Source organism: Pseudocitrobacter sp. CD920760, assembly GCF_057782505.1.
The window spans coordinates 5,212,803-5,237,798 of record NZ_CM173490.1 but is presented as its reverse complement, the minus strand read 5'-3'; the positions used below and the strand labels follow the sequence as shown (position 1 = coordinate 5,237,798).

Below are 24,996 nucleotides of genomic sequence, written 5' to 3'. Positions count from 1 at the left end.
GCCTGATGGCGGCTTCGCCTTATCAGGCCTACAAATTTGTTGGGCGGGCAAGCCCGCCACGAAACTTACTTCTTCTTCACCGGACGCTGCCAGCCCTGTTTATGGACCTGCGGTACACGGCTTAAAACCAGTTCGTTATCAGCAACATTGCGCGTTACGGTGGTGCCAGCGGCGATGGTCACGCCATTGCCGACGGTAACCGGCGCCACCAGCTGCGTGTCAGAACCCACAAAAACATCATTCCCAATGATGGTTTTGAATTTATTCGCACCATCGTAGTTACAGGTGATGGTGCCTGCGCCGATATTCACGTTGTCGCCAATTTCTGCATCGCCCAGGTAAGTCAGATGACCGGCTTTCGAGCCTTTACCCAGACGCGCTTTTTTCATTTCAACGAAGTTGCCGACGTGCGCGCCTTCCATGAGTTCCGCGCCAGGACGCAGACGAGCGAACGGGCCGATGGTGCAGGCGGCGTCAAGACGCGCGTCTTCCACCACGCTGTAGGGGCTGATTTCGCAATCATCGCCAATCACCGCGTTTTTAATCACGCAGCCCGCGCCAATTTTGACGCGGTTGCCCAGCGTAACGTCGCCTTCCAGAATAACGTTAGCGTCAATTTCCACATCGCGCCCGTGAACCAGGGTGCCACGGAGATCAAAACGCGCCGGGTCGCGCAGCATTACGCCAGCCAGCAGCAGCTTTTCGGCCTGCTCAGACTGGTAAACGCGTTCCAGGCGAGAGAGTTGCAGACGGTTGTTGACGCCCTCTACTTCGCTCAGGCGGTCAGGATGTACGGCGGCAATTTCACGCCCTTCCTGATACGCCATCGCGATGATGTCGGTGATATAGAACTCACCCTGCGCATTGTTATTGTTCAGCTTCGACAACCAGCGCTTCATATCCGCACCGCTGGCAATCAAAATGCCGGTGTTAATTTCCTGAATCTGACGCTGTTCATCGCTGGCGTCTTTATGCTCAACGATGCCGGTCACCTTGCCATTTTCGCGGGTGATGCGGCCATAGCCGGTAGGATCGTCGAGCTTGACGGTCAGCAGGCCAATGCCGCCCTGCGGTTTCGCATCGCGCAGGCGTTGCAGCGTCTCAATGGAAATCAGCGGTACATCGCCATACAGCATCATGATGTCTTCATCATCGGCAAAGAACGGCGCGGCCTGCTGCATGGCATGGCCCGTACCCAGCTGTTCAGCCTGAAGCACCCAGTTCAGATTGCCGTCTGTCAGCGTCTTTTTGAGCAGTTCGCCGCCGTGGCCATATACCAGATGGACCTGCGCTGCGCCTAATTTATTGGCAGCATCAATGACGTGTTGCACCATTGGCTTTCCTGCCAGGGTGTGCAGCACTTTTGGAAGTTCGGAATACATGCGGGTGCCTTTGCCAGCGGCAAGGATCACGACGCTCATTGTACTGTTAGACATATGCATCCTGTCTGTAAATTAAGTAAGAAGTAAACCCCATTTCACCTTGAAATTTCTACATATTTTTCATCATGAAATGGTCTGCTGTTAAAACGGTCAACCGTCTGTTGTTACACGCCTTTCTGAGCCCATTTTCGACCATCATAAAACGTTTTGTCTTGTAAAAGTTTAGCCAGAACGCCGAATTACGCGCTATGCCACTGCTTAGGCTCTTCTTTTGCCACCTGAATAAAGATCGTGCAGAAATAAAACAGCGTTTTATTTGAGCTATTTTGTGACGCACAAAAAAGAAACAGTATTTCATTTTGGTGATAATCGCAGCGGGAAACCATTCAGGAATATAATATGAAAAACAAATTACCTCTGGCTTTAACTCTGTGCAGCGCTGTTATTACCCTACCGGCACTGGCCGCACAGGCTCCACTCTGGAAAGCGGTCGCCTTTGGGCAATCGACTGATGTCAATTTCTCCTCCAACGTCCTGCCGGAAAAGGTTGGCGTGAATAACGTCACCATTGAGGGTAAAACGCTCAGTCCGGACAGCACGGCGGATTTGAGCAAACCGATTACCCTCGAGAGCCGTGGCGGCAAGATTGCTAACTCGCATGATGGCCTGACGTTTTTCTACACCCAACTCCCCGCAGATGAAAACTTTGTGCTGCAGGCCACGGTGACCGTCGATCAGTTTGGCCCGGAAAACGGCGCCAAACCGGCGGCACAAGAGGGTGCGGGTTTACTGGTGCGCGATGTAATTGGCACTCCGCGTCAGGAGCCACTGAAAGAGGGCTACGAGGAGTTCCCGGCCGCATCCAACATGGTGATGAATGCCATCATGACGCAGGACAAAAAAGATGCTCACCGCGTGAAGCTACAGGCCATCGCGCGCGAAGGCATCACACAACCGTGGGGCAATGCCGGGTCAGCGATAAATAAGGTGAGCTACAAAGAAGAAGTTGATCTGCAAAAGACGCCGACCTTCCGCCTGAAGCTTGAGCGTACCAATGATGGCTTCATTACCGCCTGGGCGCCTGCGGGCAGTGATGAGTGGGTCAGCGAAAAACTGCCGCGTGCCGATCTTATTTCGGTACAGGATAAGCAACATTACTACGTTGGCTTCTTCGCCTCGCGCAATGCCAAAATCACCGTTCGCGATGCGTCACTTACCACGTCTACTGCGCAAACCGTGGCATCCGCGCCTTTTGTGGCGAAAAGCTGGCCGCCGGTGATGCAGATTGCTTCCGCAGAGAAGAGTCTGAGCAAGGATTACATCCTCCAGGCACGCGCCAACGGTGACGGAAACTTTACCGTGCGTCACAACGAAGTGGTGATCGGGCTTGATAAAGTGGTGAAGGCCGGCGAGATGTTTACCCTGCCCACTCAGCTTCAGGAGAACAATAATTTCCAGATTAGCTGGACGCCCACAAACGGCAAGCCGGTAACTCAGAGCATGGACGTGCAACTCGTCACGACCATCACGGGCAACACGTTGTATGTCGCGCCAGACGGAAAAGCTGAGGGGAAAGGGACGCAAGCGTCGCCGTTAGATCTCAATACGGCTATTAATCTGCTGCCGCCAGGCGGAACAATTATTCTTGCTGAGGGAAGCTATCCGAAAACGGATATTCCGCTCAGCGCCAGCGGCCTGAAGGATAAGCCGAAAGTGCTGGCGGCCAAGGGCAAAGCGGTGATCCACGGTATGTTGCTGGACGCGAACTACTGGCATCTCAACGGTATCGATATTACCGATAAGAGTTTGCGTATTCAGGGCAGCCATAACACTATCGAGAACATTGTGGCCTATCACAACGACGATACCGGAATTCAAATCTCCTCGCCGGATAAACTGGGTCGCCCACTGTGGGCCAGTTACAACCGGGTCGTGAATTCGGAATCGTTCAGCAATGAAGATCCCGGCAAGATCAATGCCGACGGCTTTGCGGTGAAGATGCGCGTGGGGGAAGGCAACCGGCTGGAAGGATGTTATGCACACGACAACATTGATGACGGCTACGATCTGTTCAACAAAATCGAAGACGGCGCCAACGGGGTGGTGGTCATTGAAAACTCCATCGCCCGTAACAACACCAGTAACGGCTTTAAGTTAGGTGGAGAAGGGCAGCCCGTCGCACATGAGATCCGCAACAGTATTGCCATTGGCAACCATCTTGATGGTTTCACCGATAACTTTAACCCGGGCAAGCTGGTGGTGGTGAACAACGTTGCCGTCGACAATCAGCGTTTCAACTACATCTTCCGCCCGAGCCCCTACGGCGATGCGTCAACGCAGGGTGTCTTCAGCGACAACCTTTCGCTGCGGACGACGCCCGGAAAATACGATGATGCGGTGGTGGGGAATATTGATGCCAGCAATATCTTTATTGCTGAAGGGAAAAGCATAAACAGCAAGGAGTATCTCTCGCTGGACCTGCCACAACCGCTGGAGCGTAACGCGGATGGCAGCTTTAAGACCGGGGATTTTCTGACTAAAAATTAACGCCGCAAATAAACAAAAAGGTCGCCATCAGGCGACCTTCTTCGTTTGGTTCTCGTTCACACCGCATGTGTTGTGGTTTTAGTTAGCGGTACAGCGCAAAACGAAACACAGCAAACGAGGCTCTCAGCCATGCAACCTTAGTGGTTGATAGTACCGAAAGAGATATTCATAGAGCTGAAAAGAGCGATGATTTTGTTGATCAGTTTCATGATAGCACCTTTGTAGGAAAATAATTTTTGTGATTCAACTCACAAAAAGAAGTCTACGCCTCATTTTTTAATCGATCAACGTTTTTGTGATGCTCATCACAAAATATCAAAACCGCTTTTCAGTTTCAGGCAAATTGAAACAGCGCGGTAAAACCTGCATATGCACGATTTACCGCGTGAACTTAGTTGCGTGACATAAACAGCCGCAGCACATACCAGAACATCGTGGCGATGGATGCGAACAGATGCAGCGCTGCGCCAGCAGGACGGTTGGTTGGATAGTGATGAATGATGTTGGAGGTATCGTACAGAATAAACCCGGCACACAGCAGCACCATCGCGGCACTAAACCAAATCCCGAGCGAGAACCCGAGCATCACGCTTGCCACAATAGCCCCCAGCGCGATAAAGCTCGCCATCGTCAAAAACGAACGCATAAAAGAAAAGTCTTTACGCGTGGTGAAGGCGGTAAAGGTCAGGCCGCACACCAGCAGCAGCGTGGTAATCGCAGCGGATGGGATGATGTCCGGGTTGATGTATCTGGCCATGGTGAGCAACGGCGCGAAAATTAACGCTTCGGCGAGCACGTAAATCCCAAGGCCAATCTGCTGAGTGTTATCGGATTCCACGTTATCGGCGAGACGCGTCGCCAGCATGCTCACCAGCATAAATGCCCCCAGTACCACCAGCCAGCCATAACGACCGCCTGCCGCCAGTTTTGCCAGCATCATCTCGCCCACGCCCTGATTCATCAACACCGCGCTCAGCAAAATAAAGCCCAGTACCGAAACGGCAAGGTGAATGTAGGTTTGACGAATAAACGTGGCGCGGTCAGTCTGACGAGCAGATTGCGGGCCTTCAAATAAAGGTTTAAATGACATGCTAATGATCCCTCATATAGTTACAGCTGTAATAGTTACATGCGAGACAAAATAGCACTGCGTCGAGAGGGTGACAATTAGCGTTGACGGGATCGGATAACTTTTTGAATATTAATAAATATTATGTATATAACGGGTCAAAATCATAAAAAAAGCCAGCCTGGAAACCAGACTGGCTTTATGACTTTCAAGCCGGTGTTACATCGCTTTCTTGGTCAGCTCGATAACGCGCAGCTGCGCGATCGCTTTGGCCAGTTCCGCAGACGCCTGAGCGTAATCCACGTCGCCGTGAGAGCTCTTGATGTGCTCTTCCGCTTTGCGTTTCGCTTCCAGGGCTCGCGCTTCGTCGAGATCCTGGCCACGAATGGCGGTATCAGCCAGAACGGTCGTGCTACCAGGCTGCACTTCAAGAATGCCGCCAGACAGGTAGATAAACTCTTCATGACCGTGCTGTTTCACGATGCGGATCATACCAGGCTTAATGGCGGTGAGCAGCGGGGCGTGACCCGGGTAAATACCCAGTTCACCTTCGCTACCCGTTACCTGGATTTTCTCGACCAGACCAGAGAACATTTGTTGCTCTGCGCTGACGACGTCCAGGTGGTAAGTCATTGCCATATCACCCTCCGATTAAGGCGTTAAAGTTTTTTGGCTTTTTCCACGGCTTCGTCGATGGAACCGACCATGTAGAACGCCTGCTCTGGCAGGTGATCGTATTCGCCGTCCATGATGCCTTTAAAGCCACGGATGGTGTCTTTCAGGGAAACGTATTTACCCGGAGAACCGGTGAATACTTCCGCTACGAAGAACGGCTGGGACAGGAAGCGCTGAATTTTACGTGCGCGTGCTACCACCAGTTTATCTTCTTCAGACAGTTCATCCATACCCAGGATGGCGATGATGTCTTTCAGTTCCTGATAACGCTGCAGGATGGACTGAACGCCACGCGCAGTGTCGTAGTGTTCCTGACCAACAACCAGCGGGTCCAGCTGACGGCTGGTGGAGTCCAGCGGGTCAACGGCCGGGTAGATACCCAGAGACGCGATCTGACGGCTCAGTACCACGGTTGCGTCTAAGTGCGCAAAGGTGGTTGCTGGGGATGGGTCAGTCAAGTCATCCGCAGGTACGTATACCGCCTGTACGGAGGTGATAGAACCGGTTTTGGTGGAGGTGATACGTTCCTGAAGAACACCCATCTCTTCCGCCAGGGTCGGCTGATAACCTACCGCTGAAGGCATACGACCCAGCAGTGCGGATACTTCCGTACCGGCCAGGGTATAACGATAGATGTTATCGACGAACAGCAGTACGTCACGGCCTTCGTCACGGAATTTCTCAGCCATAGTCAGGCCGGTCAGTGCAACGCGCAGACGGTTTCCCGGCGGCTCGTTCATCTGGCCATACACCAGGGATACTTTATCGATAACGTTGGATTCGGTCATTTCGTGGTAGAAGTCGTTACCCTCACGAGTACGTTCACCTACGCCCGCAAACACAGAGTAACCGGAGTGCTCGATCGCGATGTTACGGATCAGCTCCATCATGTTTACGGTTTTACCTACACCCGCACCACCGAACAGACCGACTTTACCGCCCTTAGCGAACGGACACATCAGGTCGATTACTTTGATACCGGTTTCCAGCAGTTCCTGAGAGTTTGACAGCTCTTCATAGGACGGTGCTGCGCGGTGGATAGCCCAACGCTCTTCTTCACCGATGTCGCCTTTCATGTCAACCGGTTGACCCAGTACGTTCATGATGCGACCCAGTGTCGCTTTACCTACCGGGACTTCGATCGGGTGCTCGAGGTCTTTTACATCCAGACCACGGCGCAGGCCGTCAGAAGAACCCATTGCGATGGTACGCACGATACCGCCGCCGAGCTGCTGCTGAACTTCCAGCACCAGCACTTCATTACCATTCTGTACCTCAAGAGCTTCGTACACGCGCGGTACGGCATCCTGAGGGAATTCGACGTCAACTACGGCGCCGATTACCTGGACAATTTTTCCAGTAGCCATCTTGAATCCTCTACGAATTAACCTGGTTATACCGCGGATGCACCACCGACGATCTCGGTGAGTTCCTGAGTAATGCTGGCCTGACGAGCTTTGTTGTATACCAACTGCAGCTCTTTGATCAGGCTGCCGCCATTGTCGGTCGCGGCTTTCATCGCCACCATACGTGCGGCCTGCTCGCTGGCCAGGTTTTCTACAACACCTTGATAAACCTGAGACTCTACGTAGCGGCGCAGGAGGGTATCCAGCAGCGCTTTCGGATCGGGTTCATACAGGTAATCCCAGGATTTACGCTTCAGATCCTCATCTTCTGACGCAGGCAGCGGCAGCAGCTGAGTGATGGTAGGAACCTGAGACATGGTGTTGATAAATTTGTTGTTTACAATATAAAGCTTGTCCAGACGGCCTTCATCGTAAGCCTGCAACATCACTTTTACCGGGCCGATCAGTTCGGACAGGGAAGGGTTATCCCCCATGCCAGTGACCTGCGCGACGATGTTGCCGCCAACGGAATTGAAGAAAGAGACGCCTTTAGAGCCGATCATTGCGATATCGCACTGAACGCCTTTATCAGACCAACCTTTCATTTCCGCCAGAATTTTTTTGAACAGGTTAATGTTCAAGCCACCACACAGACCACGGTCTGTCGACACCACCAGGTAGCCCACGCGTTTAACGTCGCGTTCTTCCAGGTAAGGGTGCTTATATTCCAGATTACCGTTTGCAAGGTGACCAATCACTTTGCGCATGGTTTCTGCATAAGGACGGCTGGCCGCCATACGTTCCTGCGATTTACGCATTTTGGAAGCGGCGACCATTTCCATCGCTTTAGTGATCTTCTGCGTGTTCTGGACGCTTGCGATCTTACTACGTATCTCTTTTGCGCCGGCCATGAGCTTCTCCTCAATGCCTTGCGGCCTGCCTTAGGGCAGGCCACCAGACGTTACCAGGATTGGGTTGCTTTGAAGGAATCGAGGATGCCTTTCAGCTTGCCTTCGATTTCGTCGTTATAGCCACCGGACTGGTTGATCTCTTGCATCAGTGGAGCGTGATCACGGTCGACGTAAGCCAGCAGAGCGGCTTCGAAGCTACCGATTTTCGACAATTCAACATCTGCCAGGTAACCACGTTCTGCTGCGAACAGAACCAGAGACTGCTGCGCGACAGACATCGGCGCATACTGTTTCTGTTTCAGCAGTTCGGTCACTTTCTGACCGTGGTCAAGCTGCTTACGGGTTGCATCGTCAAGGTCGGATGCAAACTGAGAGAACGCCGCCAGTTCACGATACTGTGCCAGTGCGGTACGGATACCACCGGACAGTTTTTTCATGATCTTGGTCTGCGCTGCACCACCTACACGGGATACGGAGATACCCGGGTTAACCGCAGGACGAATACCGGCGTTAAACAGGTTGGTTTCCAGGAAGATCTGACCATCGGTAATGGAGATTACGTTAGTCGGAACGAACGCAGAAACGTCACCCGCCTGGGTTTCGATAATCGGCAGAGCGGTCAGAGAACCGGTTTTCCCTTTCACTTCACCTTTGGTGAAGGCTTCAACGTATTCGGCGTTAACACGCGCAGCACGCTCCAGCAGACGGGAGTGGAGATAGAATACGTCGCCCGGGAATGCTTCACGTCCTGGCGGACGACGGAGCAGCAGGGAGATCTGACGGTATGCGACAGCCTGTTTAGACAGGTCATCATAAATGATCAGCGCATCTTCACCACGGTCACGGAAGTATTCACCCATTGCGCAACCGGCATACGGCGCCAGGTATTGCAGTGCAGCGGATTCAGACGCGGTTGCCACAACAACGATGGTGTTAGCCAGCGCGCCGTGTTCTTCCAGTTTACGTACCACGTTAGAAATAGTGGACGCTTTCTGGCCGATAGCAACGTAGACACATTTGATGCCGGAATCACGCTGGTTGATGATGGCATCGATTGCCAGCGCCGTTTTACCGGTCTGACGGTCACCGATGATCAGTTCACGCTGACCACGACCGATTGGGATCATGGCATCAACGGACTTATAACCAGTCTGAACAGGCTGATCAACGGACTGACGTTCGATAACGCCCGGCGCGATAGCTTCAACAGCGGAGAAGCCGTCGTTATCCAGCGCACCTTTACCGTCGATTGGCGCACCCAGGGTGTTAACCACACGACCCAGCAGGCCGCGGCCAACCGGAACTTCCAGGATACGACCCGTACACTTAACTTTCATGCCTTCGGCAAGGTCAGCATACGGACCCATCACAACTGCACCAACGGAGTCGCGCTCCAGGTTCAGTGCGATAGCGTAACGGTTACCCGGCAGGGAGATCATTTCACCCTGCATACAATCGGCCAGGCCGTGGATGCGGATAACACCGTCACTTACAGAAACAATAGTACCTTCGTTGTGAGCTTCACTCACAACACTGAACTGAGCAATGCGCTGCTTGATCAGTTCGCTGATTTCGGTGGAATTCAGTTGCATGCTCCAGTCCCCTTAAGACTGCAAGACGTCTGCAAGGCGTTCAAGACGGCCGCGTACGCTGCCATCAATGACCATATCACCCGAACGGATGATAATGCCTGCCATTACAGACTTATCGATATTGCAATTCAGCTTCACTTTGCGTGACAGACGTTTTTCCATCGCTGTGCTGATTTTCGCAAGCTGTTCTTCACTCAGTGCTGTCGCGGAAGTCACTTCGACTTCTGCAATCGCCTCGCTGGCGGCACGTAAATGAATAAACTGCTCAAGAACATCCGGGAGCACTCTCAGACGACCATTTTCAGCCATAACCTTAATCAGATTCTGGCCGTTTTCGTCCAGTTGCTCACCACAGACGGCGATAAACGACTTAGCGAGCGTTTCCGGCGCCATCGCGCCAGACAGAAGCTCTGCCATTTGTTCGTTTTTCGTCACTTCAGCGGTAAACGCCAGCATGTCCTGCCAGCGCTCTACACTGTTGTGTTCAACGGCAAAGTCAAAAGCTGCTTTGGCGTAGGGGCGAGCTACAGTAACAAATTCAGACATCAGCCCCTCCCTCCTTACAGTTCAGCGACAAGTTTGTCCACGATGTCGCTGTTAGCAGCTTCATCCACGGAACGTTCGATGATCTTCTCGGCGCCAGCAACAGCCAGGATAGCAACTTGCTTACGCAGTTCTTCGCGAGCACGTTTACGCTCAGCGTCGATTTCCGCCTGAGCCTGCGCCACGATTTTAGTACGTTCCTGTTCTGCTTCAGCTTTCACTTCGTCCAGGATCTGGGCGCGACGTTTGTTCGCCTGCTCAATGATAACCTGGGCTTCCGCTTTCGCTTTTTTCAGCTGGTCGGTCGCGTTGGCCTGTGCAAGGTCCAAATCCTTTTTAGCTCGTTCAGCAGAAGCAAGACCGTCAGCAATCTCTTTTTGACGTTTTTCGATGGCAGCCATTAACGGCGGCCATACGTACTTCATGCAGAACAGAACGAACAGGACAAACGCGATGGCCTGGCCGAGGATTGTTGCGTTAAGATTCACAGCACAATGCCTCTTATCTAGTTAACGTTCTGATATTGCTTACTAATTCAAGCAACGCTTACTACGCGACAGCAAACATCACGTACAGACCCAGACCTACAGCGATCATTGGGATAGCATCCACCAGACCCATAACGATAAAGAACTGAGTACGCAGCAGTGGAATCAGATCCGGTTGACGCGCTGCGCCTTCCAGGAATTTGCCCCCGAGGATGCCGATACCGATCGCAGCACCGATTGCCGCCAGACCCATCATCACAGCGGCAGCCATGTACAGCAGATCCATATTCAGGTTTTCCATGACAGTCTCCAGTTTGTTTCAGTTAAAACGTAGTAGTGTTGGTAAATTAATGCTCTTCAGACGCCATCGACAGATAGACGATCGTCAGAACCATGAAGATGAAGGCTTGCAGCGTAATGATCAGGATGTGGAAAATGGCCCACGGCACATTCAGAATCCACTGTGACCACCACGGCAACAGACCAGCAATCAGAATGAAAATCAGCTCACCGGCATACATGTTACCGAACAGTCGCAGACCGAGTGAAATCGGTTTGGACAGCAGGCTGACCCCTTCAAGGATTAAGTTGATAGGAATGAAAGCCCAGTGATTGAACGGCTGCAGCGTCAACTCTTTAGCGAAGCCGCCGATGCCTTTCATTTTGATGCTGTAGAACAGAATCAGGATAAACACGCCCAGTGCCATAGACAGGGTAATGTTCACATCCGCAGACGGTACCACGCGCAGCGCCGGCAGGCCCAGTACATGCTCAGCAATGTACGGCAGCAGGTCGATAGGCAGAAGGTCCATCAGGTTCATCAGGAAGACCCAGACGAAAACCGTCAGAGCCAGAGGAGCGATGAGCTTGCTTTTGCCATGGTACATGTCTTTGACACTGCCATGAACGAAGCCGATTACCAGCTCAATCGCGGTCTGAAATTTGCCTGGTACGCCGCTGGTTGCTCGTTTAGCAACGCTACGGAACATAAGCAGGAACAACAGACCCAGCACCACCGAGAAGAACATGGAGTCAATATTGAGCGTCCAGAAGGTGGCTGGGGGGTTATGCGGATCTACCAGCGAGAATGTACGCAGGTCCAGCTGAAGGTTATTCAGGTGGTGACCTATGTAATCCTGCGGCGTCATATTTTCAGAAGCCATGATGCCTTTTACCCTTTGTTGTTAATTACAGCGGGTGCCAGTATCTGAACCACCAGCACCAAAATCCATGTCACGATTAGCGGCAAGAACACCGCCTTCAAAACTGCCAACGCCACGATCAGCAACACCAGCATCGCCAACACCTTGAACGCTTCGCCAAACGCGAATGTCCAGGCGACTCGGCCTTTAGCCGGTGTATGTACCTGGTGGCGCCAGGCAAAAATCATAAACAACATGTTAGGCAGGAATACTGCCATACCTCCGCACGCGGAGGAAATGCCCCAAAAGGGGTCTTTGAGGCTGAACAGCAGTCCACTTGCTATTACTGCCAGGAGCTGAATGAACAGAAGCTTACGAGCAACGTTTCGACTCACGAGCGACAATGACATCACGTTATTACTCCTGCTCCCTTTGAGGTATGCCGCGTGTCGTATAAAACGTTCTTTAAGGCTCGGAGTCAAGCATCAAAAAGCGGTCAAATTATACGGTGACGCCTCGTGATTTCAAACAATAAGTAGCAAAAAGGTGAATAAATGTTTAAATATTTTTCCTCACCTCTATTTTCGCGATTTTTGTGAAAGTGTGAACGATCGAACAAAAGTGCAAATACCGCGAAAACGCTGACTACAAAGCGTGCTCCAGATCACATAATAAACATTTTTGATGATGTTCGATTGAGATTAGCCTCAATTCATAACTTGCCAGTGTTTTGATCTTAAAGGCAATTAGAGACAACTCTTTTCAAAAATGACACACACACCGTAAAAACAGCTTATTGACATTTATAATAAAAATTTAACATTCAATTTTCATTCAGCGAATCGACTGCTAGTAGACTGATATTTTCCACGTTGACTATTTTTATTGTTAACAAAAAGAGCCACGTTAAATGCCAGATACAGTTTAGTTAAAATGTCGTTAAATGTAACTGAATGTTCCATCGCTTTTGTCGCTTCTTTTTAACAAAATCGAGGTCGGTTTTTTCCGATATTTTTTGATAAAAGTTAACTTTTGTTTGTTCTAATTGTCACCAGATGGCGTTCGCCTTCCAGGTGCGGAACACGGAGTTCAACGATATTTTCTACGGAAAATTCAGTCGGTAACTGGCTGATTTCATCGTCAGGCCTCTGCCCTTTCAGCGCATAGAAGCGGCCATTTTCCGCTGGTAAGTGCTTACACCAGGTCACCATGTCCGTCAGAGAAGCAAACGCACGGCTGATGACGCCGTCAAACGGCGGCTCTGCGGGGAACTCTTCCACTCGGCTTTGCACCGGCGCGATGTTCTCCAGTTTCAGCTCATGCTGCACCTGACGCAGGAAGCGTACACGCTTACCCAGGCTGTCGAGCAACGTAAAATGCGATTCCGGACGCACGATCGAAAGCGGGATACCCGGCAATCCAGGGCCCGTACCGACATCGATAAACCGTTGCCCCTGCAAATGCGGCGCAACCACGATGCTGTCCAGAATATGTCGAATTAACATCTCGTTAGGATCGCGTACGGACGTCAGGTTGTACGCTTTGTTCCATTTGTTCAGCATATCGACATAGGCCACCAGCTGATTTTTCTGGTGATCGGTGAGCGAAATGCCTGCTTCATCCAGCAGACGAGAGAGTTTGTTAATCACGAAAGTTACCTGTTGGGGATAATTTGCCGGATGTTAGCTTTATCCGGCTTACGAATTTGTAGGGCGGCTCGCGAAACGCCGCCGCCCAAAACCGTTATTACGCGCTGCGGCGCAGCATACCTTGTTTTTTCAGCCAAACCAGCAAAATTGAGATCGCGGCAGGAGTAATCCCGGAAATACGTGACGCCTGGCCAATTGAAACCGGTTTATGATCGTTCAGCTTGGCGATCACTTCGTTGGAGAGACCGTTAACCTGACGATAATCGAGCGTCGCAGGCAGGAGCGTATTTTCGTTACGCTGCTGTTTTTCAATCTCATCCTGCTGACGCGCGATATAACCTTCGTATTTCACCTGAATCTCAACCTGTTCAGCGGCCTGAGCATCGCCCAGCGCTGGCGCGAATGGCGTCAGCGCGGTCAGCTGTTCGTAGGTCATTTCCGGGCGACGCAGCAGATCTTCTCCGCTGGCTTCACGTGACAGCGGCGCACTCAGGTGAGTATTCACTTCGCCCGCAGACTCAGAGGATGGCGACACCCAGGTGGATTTCAGACGCTGACGTTCACGTTCGATATTTTCCAGCTTCTCGTTGAAGCGCGCCCAACGCACGTCATCAACCAGACCCAGCTCACGGCCCGCTTCGGTCAGACGCAGATCGGCATTGTCTTCGCGCAGCATCAGGCGATATTCCGCACGTGAGGTAAACATGCGGTACGGTTCTTTGGTACCCAGCGTGCAGAGATCGTCGACCAGTACACCCAGGTAGGCCTGATCGCGACGCGGCGCCCAGCCCTCTTTCTCCGCAGAGAATCGAGCGGCGTTCAGACCGGCAAGCAGGCCTTGTGCAGCAGCTTCTTCGTAACCGGTGGTGCCGTTGATCTGACCCGCAAAGAACAGACCATGAATGTATTTGCTTTCCAGCGTCGGTTTCAGGTCGCGAGGATCGAAGAAATCGTACTCGATAGCATAGCCTGGACGGACGATCTTTGCGTTTTCCATCCCCTGCATAGAGCGGACGATTTGCATCTGCACATCGAATGGCAGGCTGGTGGAGATACCGTTCGGGTAAATTTCGTTGGAGGTCAGCCCTTCCGGCTCCAGGAAAATCTGGTGCTGGTTTCGGTCGGCAAAGCGCATCACTTTGTCTTCAATAGACGGGCAGTAACGTGGGCCAATCCCTTCAATCACGCCAGCATACATTGGGCTGCGGTCGAGGTTATTGCGGATCACGTCATGGGTTTTCTCGTTGGTATGCGTGACATAGCACGGCACCTGACGCGGATGCTGGGACGCATAGCCGAGGAACGAGAAAACGGGCATTGGGTTATCGCCATGCTGTTGCGCCAGCACGCTGAAGTCGATAGTGCGCGCGTCGATACGCGGCGGGGTGCCGGTTTTCAGACGGCTCACGCGCAGCGGCAGTTCACGCAGACGACGAGAGAGCGGAATGGACGGCGGATCGCCAGCACGGCCACCGCTGTAGTTATCCAGCCCGATATGAATTTTGCCGTCGAGGAAAGTTCCGACGGTCAGCACGACTGCTTTCGCACGGAATTTCAGTCCCATCTGGGTGACAGCGCCAACCACGCGATCGTTTTCCACAATCAGATCTTCAACCGCCTGCTGGAAGATCATCAGGTTGGGTTGGTTCTCAAGCGCAGTACGCACGGCCTGGCGATAGAGCACGCGATCCGCCTGAGCACGAGTGGCGCGTACCGCCGGCCCTTTGCTCGCGTTTAGTATCCTAAACTGGATACCTGCATGGTCGATCGCGGTGGCCATCAGGCCGCCAAGTGCATCCACTTCTTTTACCAGGTGTCCTTTCCCAATGCCGCCAATCGCCGGGTTGCAGCTCATCTGCCCCAGAGTGTCGATATTGTGTGTCAAAAGCAGGGTCTGCTGACCCATTCGCGCTGCGGCCATCGCGGCCTCAGTGCCTGCATGACCCCCGCCAATGATGATGACGTCAAAAGGATCCTGATAAAACATGGTGGTCTGCCTCGCATAAAGCGGTTTGATGATGGATTGAAGTCCGGGCGTGGATTCTACTCAACTTTAGTCGATGGAGAAAGCGTCTGGATCTTTGCTATTTAAAAGAAGATCTTTTTATTTAGAGATCTGTTCTATTGTGATCTCTTATTAGGATCGCCAGTTTCTGTGGATAAGTGCGATCCGGTATTTAAGATCAAAAGCTTAAGAAGGATCACTATCTGTGAATGATCGGTGATCCTGTTCCGTATAAGCTGGGATCAAAACGGGGAGTTATACACAACTCAAAAACTAACCAAGAGTTGTTCTTTGGATAACTACCGGTTGATCCAAGGTTTTAACCAGGGTTATCCACAGAATAAAGTTGGATCTTTACAAATCTCTGAGCCGATCGGCCCATGATCCGACCCAAATTTCCGCAGGATCTTCAGGAATGTCATGTTCAAGGACATTGATCTTGAGCGTTTCACCAATCTGTTTCGCGCCGCAGGCGGTCAATTCGGTGTCGATTTTATCGATGGCACCGCAAAAAGTGTCGTATTCACGACTGCCAATACCGATAGAACCGAAACGAACCTGAGAGAGGTCGGGTTTCTGCTCGCGGAGATCGTTATAAAAAGGCAGCAGATTGTCAGGAATATCACCGGCACCGTGCGTGGAGCTGATAACCAGCCAGATCCCCGACGCAGAGAGATCCTCTAATAAAGGACCATGCAGCGTTTCGGTCGAAAAACCCGCGTCTTCCAGCTTTTCAGCCAGGTGTTCCGCCACATACTCGGCGCTGCCAAGTGTGCTTCCGCTGATGAGTGTGATATCTGCCATAACCGCCACCTTTATTAAGAGTGGCGTATTGTACGCTGTGAACGGTCTGGGATCTACCTGTGGAAAAGTGCGGGATTAAAAAAGCCGATCACGGCTTGATGGTACGCATGATCGGGTTCTGCAGGACGATCAGTGTTTCGGTGGACTGAATTTCATCAATTGTTTGGATCTTGTTGATAAGTACGTGCTGCAACGCGTCGATCGACCGGCACATCACTTTAATAAAGATACTGTAATGGCCGGTGGTGTAGTACGCCTCGGTCACTTCATCCAGGCTTTCCAGCCGCGCCAGCGCTGACGGATAGTCTTTTGCACTCTTCAATATAATGCCGATAAAGCAGCCGACATCGTATCCGAGCTGTTTTGGGCTGACATCGACGCGCGCGCCGGTAATGATGCCCGCCTGTTTCATTTTTTCGACGCGAACGTGAATGGTGCCAGGGCTGACGCCGAACTGTTTGGCTAATTCGGCGTAAGCGGTTCGGGCATTCGCCATTAAGGCGTCGAGGATGCCGCGGTCCAGATTGTCGATCTGATAATTTTCCATAGCTTTTTCTTATGAAGAATGATGATTCTTTCTATTTTAGCGCCTGTTTTTAACGAATCAAAAGTGAAGTCGCCTTTTTATCTGTTGATTATTGAATATGACCCGCATTCTGTTGCTTAATCATAACCAACAGGACGCAGGAGTAATAAAAAATGAAAACCGCTTACATCGCAAAACAACGCCAGATTAGTTTCGTAAAATCCTTTTTCTCTCGCCAGTTAGAAGAAAAGTTGGGCCTGATTGAAGTCCAGGCACCGCTGCTGAGCCGCGTAGGGGATGGGACGCAGGACAACCTTTCTGGTTGCGAAAAAGCGGTACAGGTAAAAGTGAAAGCCCTGCCAGAGGCCCAGTTTGAAGTGGTGCACTCTCTGGCTAAGTGGAAACGTCAAACCCTGGGACAGCACGACTTCAGCGCGGGTGAAGGGCTCTACACGCACATGAAAGCCCTTCGCCCCGATGAAGACCGCCTTTCGCCGATTCACTCCGTTTACGTTGACCAGTGGGACTGGGAACGCGTGATGGGTGATGGCGAGCGTCATCTCGGTACTCTGGAAAGTACCGTGAAGGCGATTTGGGCGGGGATCAAAGCAACAGAAGAAGCAGTAAGCAAAGAGTTTGGTCTGGCACCGTTCCTGCCAGAACAGATCCACTTTGTGCACAGCCAGACGCTGTTAAGCCGTTATCCGGATCTCGATGCGAAAGGTCGTGAACGCGCCATTGCCAAAGAACTGGGTGCCGTCTTCCTGATTGGGATCGGTGGCAAACTCTCTGATGGTCAACGCCACGACGTCCGTGCGCCGGATTATGATGACTGGAGCACGCAGGCGGAATCTGGTCTGGCGGGTCTGAACGGCGATATCCTGGTGTGGAACCCGATTCTGGAAGATGCGTTTGAGCTCTCTTCGATGGGGATCCGCGTTGATGCCAACGCGCTGCAACACCAGTTACAGCTGACCGGCGACGAAGAGCGCCTGCAGCTGGAATGGCATCAGGCGCTGCTGCGCGGTGAAATGCCGCAGACTATCGGCGGCGGGATTGGCCAGTCGCGTCTGACCATGCTGCTGCTGCAACTCTCCCACATCGGGCAGGTTCAATGCGGCGTATGGCCGGCGCAGGTACGTGAAGGCGTCTCTTCCCTGCTGTAAGATTAACGCCGCCAGCGTCTGAGCAGGCGGCTACGCAACCCGGTATCGAAGCGCCAGATGTGGTCAAAGATGCGCATGATGCCGGGCTTGCCATGCGCAGACATCGCCACCGCGTGAAAACGGTGCTGATGTTTTCGCTGTAACTCCCCTACCTTATTCACCACTTCATCCGGCAGCCGCTGGGCAATAAAGTCTGAAATCACCACCGCGTCGGCATCCTGCCAGGCGGGATTTTCCAGCCGTTCGATGATGGCGCGAAAACAGCTCGCCATGTCGGTACCGCCGCGAAAACGCTGACTCAGGAAACGGATCGCCTGTTCGATCCCCTGCGGGCCGGTTAGCTCGTAGCGCACCACTTCGCTGGAAAACAGCATAATGAAGCAGCGACGGTTGTCCGCTAGCGCGACGCGCATCATCGCAAGGCAAAAGGCTTTCGCGCACTGCTCGTTAAAGCCGCCCATTGAGCCTGAAGTATCTACGCAGACGATAAACGGCCCGCGCGGCTGTTCGTCTACATCCTGGTGTACCACCGGGCGTTCGGTGACTTTCTCATGCCACGCGTCGCCGTGCAGACGGTAGGTGAGAAGCTGTTTCTCCACCAGCCGCCGATAAAATTCATATTCCAGTTCGGTGATGCCGAGCGTGGCAAGTTCGGGTGGCAGCAGGCGCAGAATGTCATCGCTCTGTTGAATGCCGTCGACCTGCTCCGGCACCGTTGACGGTTCGCGCACCAGGGTGCGGAAGGTTTCCATTGGCGCATCTTTTTTGGGCACCGATTTCGCTTCGCGCGAACGTCCAAGCTGATCCGCCAGCTGCATCAGTTCCGGCTGCTGACTGAGGAAATCGCCATACTTCACGATCAACTGATAATCACCGCGCTTAAGCTGCCCGGCGCTCATGTCCCACAGGCGTCCGGCGGCGTTTTCGTTCTCGACCAGCACCGGTTCCAGTTGGCCGCTCAGGGTCATTCGCTCCTGAACCTCGCTCAGCAGCTGTTCCCGTTCACCTTCCAGTAACTGCTGGTTGAGCGATGTCACCTGCACCACCAGGCTTAGCCGCCAGCGTTGCAGGAACAGCGTATGCAGCGCCGGGGTAAAGGTGGGATTATGCGCCGCCAGCTGTTGTGCCTGTTCGGCGTACGGTGAGCGCACCTTTTTCAGCAGCGCCAGGATCTGCGGCAACTGCGCATTGATTTGCGGCGTGGAGAAGGTCTGGCACTGCTGATAGCAGAGCACTTCTTCTTCCAGCTCCGGCGGCACATGCGTACCTTTAAGCGTGCTTTTCAGGTTTTCACGCCAGCGGGGCAGATCTTCCGTAATAGCGCTTTTCAGGCGCGGGAATTTCTTAAAGAATGCCGATAGCTGTGGTGACGCCAGCAGGGCGATGATCGTCTCTTCGATCAATCCCTCTTCGCTGACCGCCAGCATCACGTTGAGCGTATCGATCGTCAGCATTGCTGTGCCTGTTTGATCTGCGCCGCGACATCCTGCAGGCTAGCTTCGATCTGCGCCAGCCAGTCGCTATGAATGAACAGGCATTTCTGCTGATCGTTAAAGCTGAGATGCTGCCGATGCCACTCTTCCGCCAGTTCGTCGAGCTGCTGTTTGATTTCGGCAGGCATGTTCTGCTGGCTTTCGGTTCCCGGCAGCGCCAGGCGTGAGCCCTGCAAACTGATATCACGCACTACCAGATGCTGCGCGTTATCAACCTCCATATTCAACGTCAGCGCAAAACCGATGCCGTTGAGTTTGCCGCGAATTTCACCGCCTTTCTCCAGCCAGTGCGCCAGCACCTGACGCTCGAAGGTGATGTGAATAACGTCGATATCGTGCAATTTAAGCGGTTTTTGCAGCAGCAACGTGACCGTTGGGCCCTGAACTTCCGCCGGAAGTTCATAGTGCGGTTTACGGCTGAACATACCGCCCAGACGCGTCACTTTGAGCGCGGTTTTATCGCTTTCCTGCTGCTGAAGCTGCAAGCGATGCTGAGTAATGGCGCTCAGGCGATTCAGCATCGATTGCTGTTGCCAGGCGTGCCCGGTCATCAATATTTCGAGCTGTTGCTGCATCAAATTGCGGCTTTGCGCGTCGTGCCACAGGCACTCTTTAAGCAGAATAAGATCGATAGGCGCAATGGCATCGCGCCCGCTGAAGAATGCGCAGGCCTGTAGCAGACGAATCGCTTTCTTCCAGCGACGGTCAGAGACATAGGGCGCATTGGGCAGCGTATCGAGCTGCTGGCGCAGGGTGAAGATCAGTTCAAAAACCGTATCCGGCAGCTTGATAGCGGCGATGTCTTTCTGCCACTGGAAGAACTCTTCATCCGTGACCTGAAGCACCGACGATACCGGGTTTTCGTTCTCATCCTGCTGGCTCACCAGCATGGAACGGAAGTTGCCTTTCTCCTGCACCTTGTCGAGCCACAGACGAATCAGCATACGGTCATACAGCGCTTCAAGGCTGCTTTCTGCTTCCGGCAGTTCGTTCGATGCGGCCACCAGCAGGCGCATCGGGATTTTCTCGACCGTCGCGCCGTTGCGGAAATGACGTTCGTTAATGGCGGTCAGCAGGGTGTTCAGAATCGCCGGGCCAGCTTTCCAGATCTCATCAAGAAAAACGATTTCCGCTTCCGGTAAATAGCCTGCGGTCAGACGCTCATAGCGCCCTTCATCTTTTAACGCCTGGATGGACAGCGGGCCAAAGACTTCTTCCGGCGTGGAGAAGCGGGTCATCAGATATTCGAAAGCGCGCGCGTGTTGAAAAGCGAACTTAATGCGCCGCGCAATCAGACTCTTGGCGATACCTGGCGGGCCAAGCAAAAACACGCTCTCGCCGCTGAGCGCTGCCAGCAGGCACAGGCGGATAGCGTGACTGCGTTCATACAGCCCTTTCTCAAGCGCGCTACTCAGGCGCGAAATTCTTTCTGCTAATAAATGTGATTGGGCCATAATTGAGTTGCATCCTTTCGCCGAACATACGGCTAACTGAGCGAGTATAGACGTTTCATGGACGAGGATAATAGGCTGAAGAAGCGCTTCATTTTCTTTGCGCCAGGTTAATATGAATTCACATAAGGGTACGATTTTGCGATTAATCGTGCATACTGTGCGCTTTTCGTGGGCCAAGGGACCAGGCACTCATTTGTTTTACAAACGAAAGACTAGTCTATGAGCACTGATAAGAAGCAATCTTTGTCGGCGATAACCCTCGCTGCCATTGGGGTGGTATACGGCGATATCGGCACCAGCCCTCTTTATACTCTTCGAGAATGTTTGTCCGGGCAGTTTGGTTTTGGCGTTGAACGTGACGCGGTTTTTGGCTTTCTGTCATTAATCTTCTGGCTGCTGATCTTTGTTGTCTCCATTAAGTATCTGACCTTCGTCATGCGCGCGGATAACGCCGGTGAGGGGGGGATCCTGACGCTAATGTCTTTGGCGGGGCGCAACACGTCGGCAAAAACCACCTCCTTCCTGGTGATCATTGGATTGATCGGCGGCAGCTTCTTCTATGGGGAAGTGGTCATCACGCCGGCGATATCGGTGATGTCAGCCATTGAAGGCCTGGAAATTGTCGCACCACAGCTTGATAGCTGGATAGTACCGCTCTCAATCCTGGTGCTGACGCTGCTGTTTATGATTCAGAAGCACGGTACCGGCATGGTGGGCAAACTCTTCGCCCCGATTATGCTGGCATGGTTCCTGATTCTGGCGGTGCTTGGCGTGCGCAGCATTATCGGTAACCCGGAAGTCCTTCAGGCGCTGAATCCAATGTGGGCGGTGCACTTCTTCCTTGAATATAAGATGGTGTCGTTTGTGGCGCTGGGGGCGGTTGTCCTCTCCATCACCGGGGTAGAAGCGCTGTATGCGGATATGGGCCACTTCGGTAAATTCCCGATTCGTTTGGCCTGGTTCTCGGTGGTGCTGCCGTCTTTGACGCTGAACTACTTCGGTCAGGGCGCGCTGCTTTTGAAGCATCCGGAAGCGATTAAGAACCCGTTCTTCCTGCTCGCGCCGGAATGGGCGCTGATCCCGCTGCTGATTCTGGCGGCGCTGGCGACGGTTATCGCCTCGCAGGCGGTTATTTCCGGCGTCTTCTCACTGACTCGCCAGGCGGTGCGTCTGGGTTATCTCTCGCCGATGCGCATTATTCACACCTCTGAAATGGAGTCCGGGCAGATTTACATCCCGTTCATCAACTGGCTGCTCTATTTCTCGGTGGTTATCGTCATTATCAACTTCGAGCACTCCAGTAATCTGGCGGCAGCTTACGGTATCGCGGTAACGGGTACGATGGTGCTGACCTCAATTCTGTCGACCACCGTGGCGCGTAAAAACTGGCACTGGAACAAGTTCCTGGTGGCGTTCATTCTGGTCGCCTTCCTGTGCATCGATATTCCGCTGTTCTCGGCGAACCTCGATAAAATCGTCTCCGGTGGCTGGCTGCCGCTGAGCCTCGGTACGGTGATGTTTATCGTGATGACGACCTGGAAAAGCGAGCGCTTCCGCCTGCTGCGTCGTATGCATGAGCACGGTAACTCTCTGGAAGCGATGATCGCGTCGCTGGAGAAATCACCGCCGGTTCGCGTACCGGGCACCGCGGTGTATATGTCGCGCGCGCTGAACGTGATTCCGTTTGCCATGATGCACAACCTCAAGCACAACAAGGTGCTGCATGAGCGGGTGATCTTACTGACGCTGCGCACGGAAGATGCGCCTTACGTCCACAACGTGCGTCGTGTGCAGATTGAACAGCTTTCGCCAACCTTCTGGCGGGTGGTGGCCAGCTACGGCTGGCGTGAAACGCCGAACGTGGAAGAGGTGTTCCATCGCTGTGGTCTGGAAGGTTTAAGCTGCCGAATGATGGAAACGTCGTTCTTTATGTCGCATGAGTCGCTGATTGTTGGCAAACGCCCATGGTATTTACGCCTGCGCGGTAAGCTCTATTTGCTGCTGCAACGTAACGCCCTGCGCGCGCCGGATCAGTTCGAAATCCCGCCGAACCGGGTTATCGAGCTGGGCACCCAGGTCGAGATTTAAAGTCTATCAACACGCCGGGAAGGTTTATCACCTCCCGGCGTTTCTCTTTCTACTCTTCGCTTTTTACGTCGCGAGCGAAACGTTTCGACGACGATCACAATTCTGTTACGCCATGTTGGTTTTCTGCTCACTCTTAAGATTAAACTTACATCAGCGAAACGTTTCGCTAGTGGAGCAAGAAAATGAAGAAAGGCACGGTACTTAATTCTGAGATCTCATCGGTCATCTCCCGCCTGGGGCATACCGATACGCTGGTGGTGTGTGATGCGGGTTTACCCATCCCACGCAGTACAACGCGTATCGATATGGCATTAACTCAGGGCGTTCCCACCTTTATGCAGGTGCTGGACGTAGTGACCCGTGAAATGCAGGTTGAGGCCGCCATTCTCGCCTCGGAGATTAAACAACATAATCCGCAACTCCACGAAACGTTGCTCAAATTCATCGGGCAACTGCAACAACACCAGGGAAATACCATAGAAATTCGTTACACCACCCATGAGCAGTTTAAAAAACAAACCGCAGACAGTCAGGCGGTGATTCGCAGCGGGGAGTGTTCCCCGTATGCGAACATTATTCTCTGTGCTGGCGTCACCTTCTGAGGCCAACATGGACGCATTACTGCAATTAAAAGGTATCGATAAATCCTTCCCGGGGGTGAAAGCCCTCTCTGGCGCGGCGTTAAATGTTTATGCGGGCCGCGTGATGGCGCTGGTTGGCGAAAACGGCGCCGGCAAATCCACGATGATGAAAGTGCTGACCGGTATCTACTCTCGCGATGCCGGTTCGCTGTTATGGCTGGGCAAAGAAACCACCTTTAGCGGGCCGAAATCGTCGCAGGAAGCCGGGATTGGCATCATTCACCAGGAACTGAACCTGATCCCGCAGCTCACCATTGCGGAAAACATCTTCCTCGGCCGCGAGTTTGTGAATCGCTTTGGCAAAATCGACTGGAAGAAGATGTACGCCGAAGCGAACGTGCTGCTGGCGAAACTCAACCTGCGCTTTAAAAGCGACAGGCTGGTGGGCGAACTCTCCATCGGCGATCAGCAGATGGTGGAAATTGCCAAGGTGCTGAGCTTTGAGTCGAAAGTCATCGTGATGGATGAACCGACCGATGCGTTGACTGATACCGAAACCGAATCCCTCTTCCGTGTTATCCGCGAGCTGAAATCGCAGGGGCGCGGCATTGTCTATATCTCCCACCGCATGAAAGAAATCTTCGAGATTTGCGATGACGTGACCGTATTCCGCGATGGGCAGTTTATCGCTGAGCGGGAAGTTTCCTCGCTAACGGAAGATTCACTGATCGAAATGATGGTAGGGCGCAAGCTCGAAGATCAATACCCACGCCTCGATAAAGCGCCGGGTGAGATCCGCCTGAAGGTCGATAACCTGTGCGGATCGGGCGTTGAAAACGTCTCCTTTACGCTGCGCAAAGGCGAAATTCTTGGCGTGGCGGGCCTGATGGGCGCAGGGCGTACGGAACTGATGAAAGTGCTGTACGGCGCGCTGCCGCGCAGCAGCGGCTATGTCACCCTCGACGGCCACGAAGTGGTGGCGCGTTCCCCGCAGGATGGCCTGGCGAACGGCATTGTCTATATCTCTGAAGACCGTAAACGGGACGGCTTAGTGCTCGGCATGTCGGTGAAAGAGAATATGTCGCTGACGGCGCTGCGCTATTTCAGCCACGCGGGCGGCAGCCTGAAGCATAAAGATGAGCAGCAGGCGGTCAGCGATTTTATCCGTCTGTTTAACGTCAAAACGCCATCAATGGAACAGGCTATCGGCCTGCTCTCCGGCGGTAATCAACAGAAAGTCGCCATCGCGCGTGGCCTGATGACGCGCCCGAAAGTGCTGATTCTCGACGAACCCACGCGTGGCGTAGACGTTGGCGCAAAAAAAGAGATTTATCAGCTGATCAACCAGTTCAAGGCTGACGGCCTGAGCATCATTCTGGTCTCCTCCGAGATGCCGGAAGTACTGGGGATGAGCGATCGCATTATTGTGATGCATGAAGGGCATCTCGGCGGTGAATTCACACGCGAGCAGGCCACCCAGGAAGTATTAATGGCTGCCGCTGTGGGCAAGCTTAACCGTGTGAATCAGGAGTAAA

Annotated in this window: 22 protein-coding genes; 5 read left to right on the top strand and 17 right to left on the bottom strand. The window is 52.9% G+C overall.

Annotated features, from left to right (window positions below; genetic code table 11):
- Positions 1-65: 65 nt before the first annotated feature.
- Positions 66-1,436 (bottom strand): bifunctional UDP-N-acetylglucosamine diphosphorylase/glucosamine-1-phosphate N-acetyltransferase GlmU, encoded by a 1,371-nt coding sequence (gene glmU / locus AC1MKH_RS24730; RefSeq protein ID WP_276222774.1) that lies wholly within the window; start codon positions 1,434-1,436, stop codon positions 66-68.
- A gap of 345 nt (positions 1,437-1,781) precedes the next feature.
- Between glmU and AC1MKH_RS24725 the strand changes: the two genes are divergently transcribed.
- Positions 1,782-3,929: a right-handed parallel beta-helix repeat-containing protein gene (locus tag AC1MKH_RS24725; RefSeq protein ID WP_276222772.1), complete on the top strand. Its 2,148-nt coding sequence runs from the start codon at positions 1,782-1,784 to the stop codon at positions 3,927-3,929.
- 391 nt (positions 3,930-4,320) lie between these two features.
- Here the strand turns inward: AC1MKH_RS24725 and AC1MKH_RS24720 are convergent, their stop codons facing one another.
- The 14 genes from AC1MKH_RS24720 to asnC all read right to left on the bottom strand — a co-directional run bounded on the left by AC1MKH_RS24720 (position 4,321) and on the right by asnC (position 16,700).
- On the bottom strand, positions 4,321-5,019 hold the full coding sequence (locus tag AC1MKH_RS24720) for a Bax inhibitor-1/YccA family protein (protein WP_276222770.1): 699 nt from the start codon (positions 5,017-5,019) through the stop codon (positions 4,321-4,323).
- Positions 5,020-5,217: 198 nt separating this feature from the next.
- Positions 5,218-5,637 (bottom strand): F0F1 ATP synthase subunit epsilon, encoded by a 420-nt coding sequence (locus AC1MKH_RS24715; protein WP_015966597.1) that lies wholly within the window; start codon positions 5,635-5,637, stop codon positions 5,218-5,220.
- A 20-nt stretch (positions 5,638-5,657) separates the two neighbouring features.
- Positions 5,658-7,040 (bottom strand): F0F1 ATP synthase subunit beta, encoded by a 1,383-nt coding sequence (atpD, locus tag AC1MKH_RS24710; RefSeq protein ID WP_015966596.1) that lies wholly within the window; start codon positions 7,038-7,040, stop codon positions 5,658-5,660.
- 26 nt (positions 7,041-7,066) lie between these two features.
- Positions 7,067-7,930 carry a F0F1 ATP synthase subunit gamma gene (gene atpG, locus AC1MKH_RS24705; RefSeq protein WP_015966595.1) on the bottom strand — a complete coding sequence of 288 codons (864 nt, stop codon included), beginning with the start codon at positions 7,928-7,930 and terminating at the stop codon, positions 7,067-7,069.
- Between the two features lie 50 nt (positions 7,931-7,980).
- Entirely contained in the window at positions 7,981-9,522 is a 1,542-nt protein-coding gene (atpA, locus tag AC1MKH_RS24700; RefSeq protein ID WP_015966594.1) for a F0F1 ATP synthase subunit alpha, read from the bottom strand.
- Positions 9,523-9,534: 12 nt separating this feature from the next.
- Positions 9,535-10,068, bottom strand: a complete 534-nt coding sequence (gene atpH / locus AC1MKH_RS24695; protein WP_276222762.1) for a F0F1 ATP synthase subunit delta — start codon at positions 10,066-10,068, stop codon at positions 9,535-9,537.
- A 14-nt stretch (positions 10,069-10,082) separates the two neighbouring features.
- The gene (gene atpF / locus AC1MKH_RS24690) at positions 10,083-10,553 is read right to left on the bottom strand and encodes a F0F1 ATP synthase subunit B (RefSeq protein ID WP_015966592.1); all 471 of its coding nucleotides are present in this window, start codon (positions 10,551-10,553) and stop codon (positions 10,083-10,085) included.
- Positions 10,554-10,614: 61 nt separating this feature from the next.
- Positions 10,615-10,854, bottom strand: a complete 240-nt coding sequence (gene atpE / locus AC1MKH_RS24685; RefSeq protein WP_000429386.1) for a F0F1 ATP synthase subunit C — start codon at positions 10,852-10,854, stop codon at positions 10,615-10,617.
- A 46-nt stretch (positions 10,855-10,900) separates the two neighbouring features.
- Positions 10,901-11,716, bottom strand: coding sequence for a F0F1 ATP synthase subunit A (gene atpB, locus AC1MKH_RS24680; protein WP_276222744.1), 816 nt, complete (start codon positions 11,714-11,716; stop codon positions 10,901-10,903).
- A gap of 8 nt (positions 11,717-11,724) precedes the next feature.
- On the bottom strand, positions 11,725-12,105 hold the full coding sequence (gene atpI / locus AC1MKH_RS24675; RefSeq protein WP_015966590.1) for a F0F1 ATP synthase subunit I: 381 nt from the start codon (positions 12,103-12,105) through the stop codon (positions 11,725-11,727).
- A 615-nt stretch (positions 12,106-12,720) separates the two neighbouring features.
- Positions 12,721-13,344, bottom strand: coding sequence for a 16S rRNA (guanine(527)-N(7))-methyltransferase RsmG (gene rsmG, locus AC1MKH_RS24670; RefSeq protein ID WP_276222741.1), 624 nt, complete (start codon positions 13,342-13,344; stop codon positions 12,721-12,723).
- Positions 13,345-13,441: 97 nt separating this feature from the next.
- Positions 13,442-15,331: a tRNA uridine-5-carboxymethylaminomethyl(34) synthesis enzyme MnmG gene (mnmG, locus tag AC1MKH_RS24665; RefSeq protein ID WP_276222739.1), complete on the bottom strand. Its 1,890-nt coding sequence runs from the start codon at positions 15,329-15,331 to the stop codon at positions 13,442-13,444.
- A gap of 372 nt (positions 15,332-15,703) precedes the next feature.
- On the bottom strand, positions 15,704-16,153 hold the full coding sequence (gene mioC, locus AC1MKH_RS24660; RefSeq protein ID WP_149463815.1) for an FMN-binding protein MioC: 450 nt from the start codon (positions 16,151-16,153) through the stop codon (positions 15,704-15,706).
- A gap of 88 nt (positions 16,154-16,241) precedes the next feature.
- A complete protein-coding gene (asnC, locus tag AC1MKH_RS24655; RefSeq protein WP_015966586.1) occupies positions 16,242-16,700 on the bottom strand; it encodes a transcriptional regulator AsnC in 459 nt (152 codons plus the stop codon).
- Between the two features lie 152 nt (positions 16,701-16,852).
- Between asnC and asnA the strand changes: the two genes are divergently transcribed.
- Positions 16,853-17,845 (top strand): aspartate--ammonia ligase, encoded by a 993-nt coding sequence (gene asnA, locus AC1MKH_RS24650; protein WP_276222735.1) that lies wholly within the window; start codon positions 16,853-16,855, stop codon positions 17,843-17,845.
- A gap of 2 nt (positions 17,846-17,847) precedes the next feature.
- On the opposite strand, the gene viaA is transcribed toward asnA, so the two are convergent.
- Both viaA and ravA read right to left on the bottom strand, forming a co-directional pair.
- Positions 17,848-19,299 carry an ATPase RavA stimulator ViaA gene (gene viaA / locus AC1MKH_RS24645; RefSeq protein ID WP_276222732.1) on the bottom strand — a complete coding sequence of 484 codons (1,452 nt, stop codon included), beginning with the start codon at positions 19,297-19,299 and terminating at the stop codon, positions 17,848-17,850.
- Positions 19,293-20,792, bottom strand: a complete 1,500-nt coding sequence (gene ravA / locus AC1MKH_RS24640; protein WP_276222730.1) for an ATPase RavA — start codon at positions 20,790-20,792, stop codon at positions 19,293-19,295. The genes viaA and ravA overlap by 7 nt, the downstream gene beginning before the upstream one ends.
- Before the next feature lie 219 nt (positions 20,793-21,011).
- Here ravA and kup point away from each other — a divergent pair, with 219 nt between their 5' ends.
- From kup to rbsA, 3 genes are all read left to right on the top strand, one after another.
- Positions 21,012-22,880 carry a low affinity potassium transporter Kup gene (gene kup, locus AC1MKH_RS24635; protein ID WP_276222729.1) on the top strand — a complete coding sequence of 623 codons (1,869 nt, stop codon included), beginning with the start codon at positions 21,012-21,014 and terminating at the stop codon, positions 22,878-22,880.
- Positions 22,881-23,062: 182 nt separating this feature from the next.
- Entirely contained in the window at positions 23,063-23,482 is a 420-nt protein-coding gene (gene rbsD, locus AC1MKH_RS24630) for a D-ribose pyranase (protein ID WP_108476235.1), read from the top strand.
- A gap of 7 nt (positions 23,483-23,489) precedes the next feature.
- A complete protein-coding gene (gene rbsA / locus AC1MKH_RS24625; protein WP_015966580.1) occupies positions 23,490-24,995 on the top strand; it encodes a ribose ABC transporter ATP-binding protein RbsA in 1,506 nt (501 codons plus the stop codon).
- Position 24,996: the final 1 nt, after the last annotated feature.